7 protein-coding genes and 1 tRNA gene are annotated in these 10,132 nt (G+C 66.0%); 6 read left to right on the top strand and 2 right to left on the bottom strand.

The genetic code is table 11. The features are described 5' to 3' along the window. Positions 1-2 precede the first annotated feature (2 nt). The 6 genes from dpdJ to FHS37_RS39950 all read left to right on the top strand — a co-directional run bounded on the left by dpdJ (position 3) and on the right by FHS37_RS39950 (position 8,925). Positions 3-4,496: a protein DpdJ gene (gene dpdJ, locus FHS37_RS28540; protein ID WP_268254608.1), complete on the top strand. Its 4,494-nt coding sequence runs from the start codon at positions 3-5 to the stop codon at positions 4,494-4,496. Continuing rightward, positions 4,493-5,020: a phospholipase D-like domain-containing protein DpdK gene (gene dpdK, locus FHS37_RS40600; protein WP_184826423.1), complete on the top strand. Its 528-nt coding sequence runs from the start codon at positions 4,493-4,495 to the stop codon at positions 5,018-5,020. The genes dpdJ and dpdK overlap by 4 nt, the downstream gene beginning before the upstream one ends. Further along, on the top strand, positions 5,010-7,046 hold the full coding sequence (gene dpdD / locus FHS37_RS28530) for a protein DpdD (protein WP_184826421.1): 2,037 nt from the start codon (positions 5,010-5,012) through the stop codon (positions 7,044-7,046). Before dpdK ends, dpdD begins: the two co-directional genes overlap by 11 nt. A gap of 125 nt (positions 7,047-7,171) precedes the next feature. Then, positions 7,172-7,756: a VUT family protein gene (locus FHS37_RS28525; protein ID WP_221500441.1), complete on the top strand. Its 585-nt coding sequence runs from the start codon at positions 7,172-7,174 to the stop codon at positions 7,754-7,756. Positions 7,757-7,938: 182 nt separating this feature from the next. Further along, positions 7,939-8,607, top strand: coding sequence for an IS3 family transposase (locus tag FHS37_RS28520; RefSeq protein WP_229890170.1), 669 nt, complete (start codon positions 7,939-7,941; stop codon positions 8,605-8,607). Between the two features lie 102 nt (positions 8,608-8,709). Beyond that, on the top strand, positions 8,710-8,925 hold the full coding sequence (locus FHS37_RS39950) for an integrase core domain-containing protein (protein WP_229890169.1): 216 nt from the start codon (positions 8,710-8,712) through the stop codon (positions 8,923-8,925). A 272-nt stretch (positions 8,926-9,197) separates the two neighbouring features. On the opposite strand, the gene FHS37_RS28515 is transcribed toward FHS37_RS39950, so the two are convergent. Together FHS37_RS28515 and FHS37_RS28510 are read right to left on the bottom strand one after the other, a co-directional pair. Further along, positions 9,198-9,282, bottom strand: a tRNA-Leu gene (locus FHS37_RS28515). A 317-nt stretch (positions 9,283-9,599) separates the two neighbouring features. Continuing rightward, on the bottom strand, positions 9,600-10,132 hold a 533-nt coding region (locus FHS37_RS28510), incomplete at its 5' end, for a sugar phosphate isomerase/epimerase family protein (RefSeq protein ID WP_184826419.1).

Genomic DNA, 10,132 nt, shown 5'->3' with positions numbered 1-10,132 from the left:
CCGTGGCATCAACAACATTGCGCCGCACTGTCCTGGGCGCGGCTCTCAACGCCCTGGAGGACCGAGAGCTCCCTCTGCTCTCCTGGGGGATCACGGATGGCACCCTCTCCGAAGGGGAAGTGGACGATGTCCTCTGGTCAGTGATCGGCAAGAGCGAAGACGCGGCATCGCTGTTCGCCGGGGCCGATCAGCTCAGGGACGCGTTGGTGAGCCAACAACTCCTCTTCCCCTTGGGCGCTGGCGGATCCGGACCTTACCGGACCAGGTTCGCAGAGGGCGTTCGGCTGACTGCCTCCCTGCGCCAGATCTTTGCCCCTTGGCCTGGCAAGCAACTGCCGGCGGACTGGTGGGAGCAGGGAAAGCCGCTGGTGGCCGACTACCGGCTGCACGTCTCCCCACGCCACTACCCGAAGCGTGACATCACTGCCGCCGCGGCGATTGCCGAGATGTCTGCAACTCCTGGCTGGTCGCAGACGCACTCCCAGGTCGCGGACGCGCTGATCGGTTCCTACGAACTCTCCCGATTCCAGGTCGACGCCACCAAGACGGTCACCGGTTCCCTTACTCATGGCGATTCCCGCGGCGTCGTCGTCGGCGCCGGTACCGGTAGCGGTAAGACGCTCGCGTTCTACCTCCCGGCCTTCGCAGCGATGGCCAACGACAGGCATGACGGCGTTCACACGCTGGCTCTCTACCCTCGGATCGAGCTTCTGCGCGATCAGTTGCGCGATGCCATCAAGAATGCCCTCGAGCTCAGGCGACGCAGTCTGCCCAGCCCGCGTATCGGCGTACTCTACGGCCGCACGCCTCCGAAGGCGGGCTCCGTCGTCCAAGGAATCTATGAGTGGACAGCTCACGGGCAGTCCCGTGTGTGCCCGTACCTGTCGTGTCCCACCGGCGACGGCGGCCTCATGCTCTGGAGCGACGCTGACCGGGCGAAGGGCTCCGAAACACTGCGGTGTTCTGTGTGCCCGCGCCAGATACCTGACGGTCTTCTGGCCCTCACCCGCGAGTCGATACAGGAGAAGCCGCCCAAACTGCTCTTCACGACCACGGAAATGCTCAACCGCAACAGCGGGGGATCCACTCGGCTGAGCCGGACCCTGGGCTGGGCAGCGAGCGGGCCACGGGTCGTCCTGCTTGATGAAGTCCACACTTATTCGGGCTCCACGGGGGCACAGACCGCGCTGCTGCTCCGGCGCTGGCGTCACGCCCGTCGCGGAGCGGTCACCTTCGTGGGCCTCAGCGCCACGCTGCGTCAGGCTGACCGCTTCATGGCTGAACTGACGGGACTGCCTACGGAGAACGTCACCCTCATTGAGCCCCGCCACGAAGACATGGAAGCGGAAGGACGCGAGTACCACCTCGCACTGCGTGGGGACCCATTGTCTGGTACGAGCCTCCTTTCCACGACCATCCAGACGGCCATGCTGCACGGACGACTGCTCGACAGAAACCCGCAGCCCGGGACCACTCTCCACGGGACCAAGGGGTTCCTCTTCACGGACGACCTGGACGTCACCAACCGCCTCTACGACGACCTACGGGATGCGGAAGGGGGCCAGTACGGCAAAAACCGCAGAAAGCGTGGGGCTCCAGTCCTGGCAGCCCTGCGGTCCAGCGAGATCGAACTCGGCGATTCAGACGCTCGCTTTCTCGCAGGCCAGTCCTGGGTCCTCCCCGAACACATCGGGCACAACCTCAGTGGCGACTGCAGCGAGCGGCCTCTGCGGATCGGTCGTACCTCCTCCCAGGACGCGGGTGTCGACGCGGACGCCGATCTCATCATCGCGACCGCTTCACTCGAGGTCGGCTTCAACGACCCCAATGTCGGCTTGGTAGTGCAGCACAAGGCGCCCCGTGATCCTGCTTCGTTCCTGCAGCGTCGGGGACGTGCTGGTCGTGAGAGGGGTACTCGGCCACTCACGATCGTCGCGCTGTCGGACTTCGGCCGGGACCGGCTGGCATACCAGGGTTACGAGTCTCTCTTCGCTCCTGAAGTGACCCCTCGCACGTTGCCTGTCGGCAACCGCCACATCATCAAGATTCAGGGTGCGCAGGCGTTCGTCGACTGGCTCAGTGTCCGTCTTCGTCACCGCGGCCTGATGGTCAACACCCGCCTGCTGCTCGCAGGAAACACCGAGTCCGACTTCGCCGGTCCCCAGGCTCCGGATGCTCGGCGCGCGATCATCCACGACCTGGAGCAACTCCTCGACGGCGACCAAACCGTCCAGCATTCCCTGACCGCCCATTTGCGCGGCGCGCTCGGCCTTGGCACCGACGACGACGAGGTTCAGGCCCTCCTCTGGGAGCAGCCTCGATCCCTCATGCTCGGAGTCGCCCCCACCCTCCTGCGACGTCTCTGCGCCGGCGCTTCGCCGATACACAAGGACCCCGGCGCGGAGCCGCGGGCGTTCCTGCCCGAGTTTGTGACGACCTCGCTCTTCGCACCGCTGAACCTGCCGGAGGTGAGCTTCGCGCTGCCCTTCGAGACGTCCGACAACGACGAGGATCGGCTGCCTGTAGGCCGTGCTCTCCGGGAGGCCGTGCCCGGCCGGGTCAGCCGACGGTTCGGCTACCGGGACGACCGTCATCGCACCTGGTTGGAGGTGCCCACGGATGTCGGTGAGCATGTGATCGACCTGAGTCATGTTCTTGAGTTCGAGGAGCCTCAGGGACGCTGGGAGACCGGCCGCGAGGACGTGCCCAAGGTAGCGGTGACGCGTCCTCGCCGGATCAAGCTCGCCCAACCGGACCTGGAGATCGGGACGTCTTCACAGGGATTCCCTCTGTGGGCCACCCAGTTCGTGGACAACCCGGCCGGACCGCCGATTCCCGCCGATGTGCCCAAGGTTCCCGAGTGGCGGGGTCGGGTCCTCTCGGTCGGGTTCGCGACTCACGCCGCGAGCAACCCCACCGAAATTCGTCGTATGACCTACGGCGCCCGGGCCGAGGTCCTCAAGGGCAAGCCGGCGAAGCGCCACAAGGTGGCGGTCAGCTATGTCCACCAGGGTGAACGCGCCGCCATGGGCTTCGCTTCCTCCGTCGACGCGGTCCGTATCCAGGTGAAGCCCCTGGACCTTTCCCTGCCGCGGGTGGTTGCTCACCTCAACTCCCCTCAGTGGCGTTCCAAGGCGTTCACTCACACCGTCATGGAGGACCAGCGGCTCGCCGAGGAGACGAGTTCCTTCCAGCGAGGCTGGCTCTCCCTGGTATATCTCGCCTCTTTCGCCATCCAAGGTCTGGACGGGAAGGAGCCCGAGGCGATCCACGCCAGCCTCTCTCACGGCGCCTGGCGCAACAGCATCACCGACGTAATTCCTCTGCTCTACAGACAGGACCCTTCTGCCTCCGCTACCAGTGGCGGCACCCCTGCCGACCGCGTGATCAGCGACCTGCAGGAGCTCAGCCAGAATCCGGATGTCGTCGCGGTCCTGGACGACGCCGGTTCGCTGCTGTTCGCCGAGAATCTCCACGAGCACACCGCTGGGCTGGCCAGGCGTGCCTACCTCGACACCTTGGCCTCGGCGGTACTGGAAGCGGTTACCCGAGCCTGTCCGGATGCCCAGGATCAGGACCTGACGCTCGATGTGATTCCGGGAACGGACTCCGTTCCGGATCAGATCTGGATCAGCGAGACCTCGGAAGGTGGCCTCGGCGTCCTGGAGAGCCTCGCGGAGACCTACGGCAGCGATCCTGCCCGTTTTTGGAGCCTGGTGGGCACTGCCCTGCGGCCAAACAGCTTCGAGCAGACCGACTCCCGTCTCGCGCGCTTGCTCCGTCACGTGGTGGAAGCAGAGCCGGACGGTGACCTGGCTCAGGCAATGCATGAGATGCGCATAGCGTCGTCGGCCGAGGAGAGCCAGGAGGCTCTGGAGCACCTCTTGGCCGCCTGGACCGAACTGGACGGTGCGCCGCGGCACAGTGATGTGGCGTCCCTCGCCACGCGTCTGCTCCGCCGAGGCTCCGACACGCTCACGGATGCTACGGCCCTCGAACTCGTCAACGCCTGGGACCGGTTGGAGGAGGCCACGGGGATCGAGGTTGACTCCCGCGTCATCGCCTACGCGGTCGGCGCCGGCAAGATCCGACTGCCCCGCCCGACCAGTCCTGATCAGGCTTTCAGCATTCTGTGGCCGCGAGGGGAGCAGGCGCGGAACTACCACTTGGACTCCTACCAGCCGTACCGTCCGGTGGACAACCCACAGGTGCTCGACCGGCTTCTGGCTGCTACCGTCCACACCGAAGCATGGCCGCGTCTCGACGCGACCTCGCCGGACTGGCGAAGCGCCTACACGGAGCTTCTCTCCTCGCACCCCGCGGCCGAAGTGGTCGTGCCTCTGGATCGCCCCGAGTTGCTCCGCGAAGTCATGCTTGCCGTCCCGGTCCTGCGTGTGGACCGAGGCGCCCTCAAGCTCTACGGCGAGGTGACTCAGGTGCGCAGGGACAGCCGCGAGGTGGTCGTCAAGGTCGACATCAAGGAGGCTGAGCAGTGACCGTGCTTCGTCGTACCCTCCGTACGAATGCCCGCAGCGCTTTGCGCGCGGACTCACTGATCCGGACAGCGCTCTTGGCCCAGCTGGCCGACCCGGGCGGTGAGGTCTGGCTGGTGTCCGCGTGGATCAGCGATGTGGACCTCGTGGACAACTCGGACGGCTCGTTCGACTTCCTCCTGGGGGAAGACACTCCCCCGCGATGCCGCTTGTCCGACTTGCTCATCCGGTTGGCCAGAAACGGTACGGCGGTTCGTGTGGTGACACAGAAGGTCCCGGCGAACGCGGTCTTCCTCGAACGCCTCGCTCTCGCAGAGAGCACAGGGATGGATCTGCAGGTGTTCCTCGATGAGAACATCCATGAGAAGAGCCTGGTCGGTCCGGGTTGGATGTTCAGCGGCTCCATGAACTTCACCCGTAACGGCCTCGCCCGCAACAAGGAGTCCATCACCTACACCCTGGACGAGCAGGCTGCGGCGCAGGCAGTAATGGACTACCAGCATGAATGGACGGCAAGTGGCGTCTGAAGACCCGGCGAAGCAGGACGCCGACCTCCAGCAGTTCGTCGACCACTTCCTCGCCTCTGAGCGCAACGACGCCGGCAAGTACCCAGGCGGCGTCAAGCGGCTCAGGGACGCGGCCGTGATCCACCACAAGTCGCCGCTGGTACTGCCCTGGCTGAACGAGCAGTCCAATCAGCTGGCGTACTACGTGATCCCCCGGCGACGTGACCAGTTGACGTCGGTGCGTGATCTCCTGGTGGCATTTGTCGGGCCGTCCCTTGCCAAGTACGGCTACGACGTGCCCTCCACGCTCGACAAGCCTCACGAGGCCCCAGTCCGGCAGCGGTACGGCTCGGGAAACGTCTTCGTGGTTGCCGCGACCTCCGACAGGGCAGAAAGGCGGCGTCTGCGGGCGGCCCTTGAGCGTATGGTTGATGTCGTCGAGCGAAGCCCTGTACGGGCTTGGACGGCGCCCAAGCCCCTGGGGCGTCTTCTGGCGGACTTCGAGGCGGCACTTCTCAGCGGCGCACCGCAGGTCTCGGCGGCGATCCTTCAGCAGCTCGATCTCCAGGGCGGTTTGTCACCAGCCAACGTGAAGCACTTGAAGATCAGGCTTCTCGCCGCTCAGGGAAGGGCGAACGATCTCCTGTCCCTGCCGGGACTCCGAGAGGTGCTGCTCCAAGATCCACCGCTTCTCGTCAAGGACATGGTGCTGTCGGCTCTCTTCGCCGCGCGTATCGAGCCGGCGCTCACCACTGGCAATCTGACCGGCGCCGTGGAAGCGCTGACGGCGTCGGACAGCAACTTCTCGTTGCTGTCCGACGGAAATCTGCTGGCGTACAGCGATCAGGCCGTCACGGTGCTACTGGTGGGAATGCACGCCCGTGGCGAGGCGGAAGAGCTCTCCCGGAGCATCGCCCGCCTCGATGCCGAGGGTCGCGGTGAGGCCGTCCCCGACGCGTTGGCCTCCTACCGCCAACTGGTGGAAACCGAGTCCGCGCCGTCGGATGGTGTCGACCCTGCGTCGGCGGCCGTGGAAGAGCCTGCTGATCCTGAAGGCGGTCCAACGAAGGTTTCCCTGGCCACTTGGGGAGAAGTCATCAGGGCAGTCGCCCAGGGCGAGAAGGTTGCCTTCGATCTTTGCCGCAAGCTGGACGTCCGTCGAGGCGACGCCCCTGTCCAGCTGGAGATGACGTCCGACTCCGAGCTGGCCGGGATCTTCAAAGACCTCTCCGACGCCGAATACGAAGCCGTGTGGCAGTACGCGCTCGGCCCCTTCCTCCAGGAGCTCACACGCTCGGAGCTGTACTACCGGCAGACGCTGACCACGGTCATGCGCAGCATCGTGAGCCAGCGCTGCGATCCGGCGAACCTCGCCGTTCTGGATCTCCTCCTGGAATTGTTCCTCCGCACTGCTCCCACTGCGGAGGAGTACAGCGAGTTCCTGGAGCAGATGAGCGTCGGGGTCGACCAGTGGGTGGCTCCGGAGACCGCGGGTCAGGCTCTCGACTTCGTCGACCGCCTGGCGGCCTTCGCGTCGCCCGTGCCGGAAGCCCGCGTCCAGACGGCTCAATTGCTTCTCGGACCGCTCTTCTCCCAGTCGCAGCGCCTGGACTCGGCCTATCTCTCCACGGCCCGCTCCCTCACCAAGGAACTCGCTCTCGGGCTGGAATGGCCGGAGAAACCACCGGCGCAGAAGGACAGGGAAACCTCCGTTGTCGGCCCCGCCCAGATCCTCGTCTACGGCTTGGACGAGCGTGTTCTGCAGCGAGTACAGAAGCACCTCACCCAGCAGCACCCCAGCGTGAAGGTGGTGCTCTCGGCGGAGAAGGTTGCCACCAAGCAGTTGAAGGAGGCGGCACGAAACTCCGACTTCACAGTGATGATCACGCAGTGCGCCGCCCACGCGGCAACCAACTGCATCGCTCAGTACGCCAAGGAGGTCGTGTATCCCCGAGGCGCCGGCTCGGCCTCCGTGACGCACGCCGCCATCACAGCCCTCTATGAGCACGCCGTCGATCGACAGGACGCTTCCGCCGGGAAGCGGTGAGAACACCCTGTGCCGGAGCCGGTCGGCTCCGGCACAGGGCGCCTTCGCTCGTACCCCGGTCCGACTTCCAGTCGCCCGGAACGAGGGCAGCGTCCGTTGTCAGTGGGATGGGCTGTACTGTCTGGATGCTCGCCTCGCTGTCCATCACGGCCTGGAATCGGGCGCAAGATCCGCACCGAGAGAGAAAGAAGATCGTGAAGGCCCCCGCTCCTGCCGGCATCGTGACCCTCGCTGCCTACATCCTCACCATCCCCGCCGCGAACCTTGCCGTCACCCACTTCGGTGCGGTGCCTGTGGGCTTCGGCTACGTCGCCCCCGCCGGGGTCTACATCGTCGGTTTGGCGCTGGTTCTTCGGGACCTTGCGCGTGAAACGGCCGGTCGAGGAGCCGTGCTCGGGGCCATAGCCGTCGGCACCGTCCTGTCGTACTTCCTGGCGGATCCTGCGCTTGCCCTAGCTTCCGCCGCGGCCTTTGCCGTCGCGGAGACGATGGACTTCGTCGTGTACGAGCCGCTCCGGAAGCGCGGTCTCCTGGTCGCGATGCTCGCTTCGAACGCTGTGGGCCTTTTGGCGGACAGCTTCCTGTTCCTCAAGCTGGCCTTCGACTCGTTCGCCTTCCTGCCCGGGCAGATCCTCGGCAAGGCATGGATGACCGTTGCGGCGTTTGTCGTCCTGGCCGCACTCCGACGCCGGAAGCAGGCAACAGCCTGAGCCTCCCGGCGACGCTACCGGATCCAAGGGGGGACCGACCAAAGGTCGGCCCCCCTTATGCTGTCGTGGCCGCGAAGCCGACGAACCTCGTCCCGTAGTGCTTCAAAACTCCTTCACCAGGGCTGACCTCGAGCAATGAGCGCGTCCAGCGTCCGGCATGATCGGGTCCTGTGCTCGTACGCATGGTCTACCTGCTTGCCACCCGTGTCCTCGCGTGGCTGGCCCTCATGTGCCGGTCCTCGGCCGCGAAGAACGCGGAGATCCTGATCCTTCGGCACGAGGTCGCGCTGCTGCGCCGACAGGTCACGGTCCCGAAGCCGACCTGGCCGGAACGGGCCCTCCTCTCCGCACTCGCCCGACTGCTGCCTCGGGTACTGCGCGGCCATCGCATCGTCTCCCCGCGCACCCTGCTCGCCTGGTACCAACGCCTGGTCAGGAAGAAGTGGACGCAGCCGGTCATGCCAGGGCGCCCGCCCATCTCCGATGAGCTCCGAAACCTCATCATCCGGCTCGGCAGCGAGAACCCTCGCTGGGGCGCACGCCACGTCCATGGCGAGGTGTGTCGCCTCGGGCACACGGTCAGCCCAACAACTGTCCGCCGGGTCCTGCGTGACGCCGGTCTCGACCCCGCACCACGCCGTCATCCCGTCCGTCGCAAGTGGAGCCAGTTCCTCAAGGCCCAGGCCAGCGGCCTGCTCGCGACGGACATCTTCCACATCGACACCATCGGACTGCAGCGCCTGTACGCCCTGTTCGTCATGGAGGTCCACACTCGCACCGTTCACATCCTCGGCGTCACCGCCCATCCCACCGCCGCCTGGACCGCTCAGCAGGCCCGACAACGCATGTAGCAACTCACCGACCGGGCCGCCCGATTTACCTACCTGATCCGGGACAGGGACACGAAGTTCACGGCCGCGTTCGACGCCGTCTTCACCAGCGAGGACATCACCGTGACCAAGATCCCGCCGCGCAGCCCGAACTGCAACCCACACGCCGAACGGTTCGTGCGCTCAGTACGCGAGGAGTGCACCAACCGGCTGCTGCTCTATGACCGCGGCCAGCTCGCACCACTCGACGACCCGAACGTCATACCTCTACTCGCGCGCCAGATTCAGCGCAGACAAGCCGTCAGCGGCCTCGTCAACGAGTATCGCCCGGCAGGCTGATCGCTCAGCGAAGCTGCTGGCCAAGCCGGGTGAAGCAATAATGGATCGGTACGGGGGCCAACAAGAACCTGAGGGTCGAGAAGCCGCTCACGGAGAAAGAGACCGTCGAGATCGCGAAAAATCTCGGAGACGTCGCACAACGGCTACAGAGCGCCGAGGTCAAGGCCAAAGCAGCTCTATACGAAGCCCTAGGCATCACTGTCCGCTACGAAAACACAACGAGGACCGCGACCGTCAGGTCGAAGCCCTCGCATGCGTATCGTTGGAGTGCGTGTCCGAGGGGGGACTTGAACCCCCACGCCCGATAAAGGGCACTAGCACCTCAAGCTAGCGCGTCTGCCATTCCGCCACCCGGACCAGGTGTCTGCCGCCTTGCCGGGGTGTTCCCCGCGGCGACACGGACAACCATACCAAGGTTTCGCAGTGCCTTTCACCTGCGTTTCCGTCCCCCGGGCGACGGTCCGGCACCCGGGTTCCCAGGACACCCGGAGGCGCACCGTGTGCGATCGAACGGTCACCCCCGGTGCGCGAGTGGCGGTCCGTCCGGCTTCCCACGGAGCGAGCCGGCACTGCGGGGAACCGGGCGGCCGCTCCCCCGCCGGTCCCCGGGTCCACGGGCCGGGCGGCCCCTCCCACGGGGTGCGGGAGGGGCCGCCCGGAGCTTCCGCCGGCGGTCAGCAGCGCCGCTTGCGCAGGGCCGCCATGTTGTCGTAGCTGATCTTCGCCTCCCGCAGCGACTGCGCGGGGTCGGTGGCGCTCGGGGAGTTGTCGTCCTCGACCATGGGGTTGTGGTAGTTCCGCTGTCCGACCCGGGAGAAGAACGTCGTGTAGTCGATGTCCCCGGTGCCGAACGGCACCATGTCCCAGCCCATGCCGTTGGTCGTGCTGACGACGCCGTCCTTGGCGTGGAACAGCGGGTAGCGCTTGTTGTGGCGGGCGACCAGGCCGGCCGGGTCGAAGACGCTCTTGCGGGTGGAGCCGTCGTGGGCGGTGTAGGTGTGGAACTTGTACTGGGCCACGTGCGCCCAGAAGATGTCCATCTCCAGCCAGACGAGCCGGGGATCGGTGATCTTCAGGAAGTACTCCAGCTTCCGGATGCCGGAGCTGCGGGTGGGGCGGCCCTGGTCGTCGAGCGGGCCGCCGTCGAGCAGGAAGCCGTAGGCGCTGTCGTGGTTGTGGGTGTAGAGCTTGATGCCCTCGCGGCGGG

This window comes from Streptomyces griseomycini (assembly GCF_014203535.1).
Taxonomy (GTDB): Bacteria; Actinomycetota; Actinomycetes; order Streptomycetales; family Streptomycetaceae; genus Streptomyces; species Streptomyces griseomycini.
This window is presented reverse-complemented; position numbering and strand designations above follow the sequence as displayed.

Coding starts and splice junctions, on each gene's coding strand:
- FHS37_RS28520 (WP_229890170.1), top strand. CDS start 7,939: ATGGTCTACCTGCTTGCCACCCGTGTCCTCGCGTGGCTGGCCCTCATG.
- FHS37_RS28525 (WP_221500441.1), top strand. CDS start 7,172: ATGCTCGCCTCGCTGTCCATCACGGCCTGGAATCGGGCGCAAGATCCG.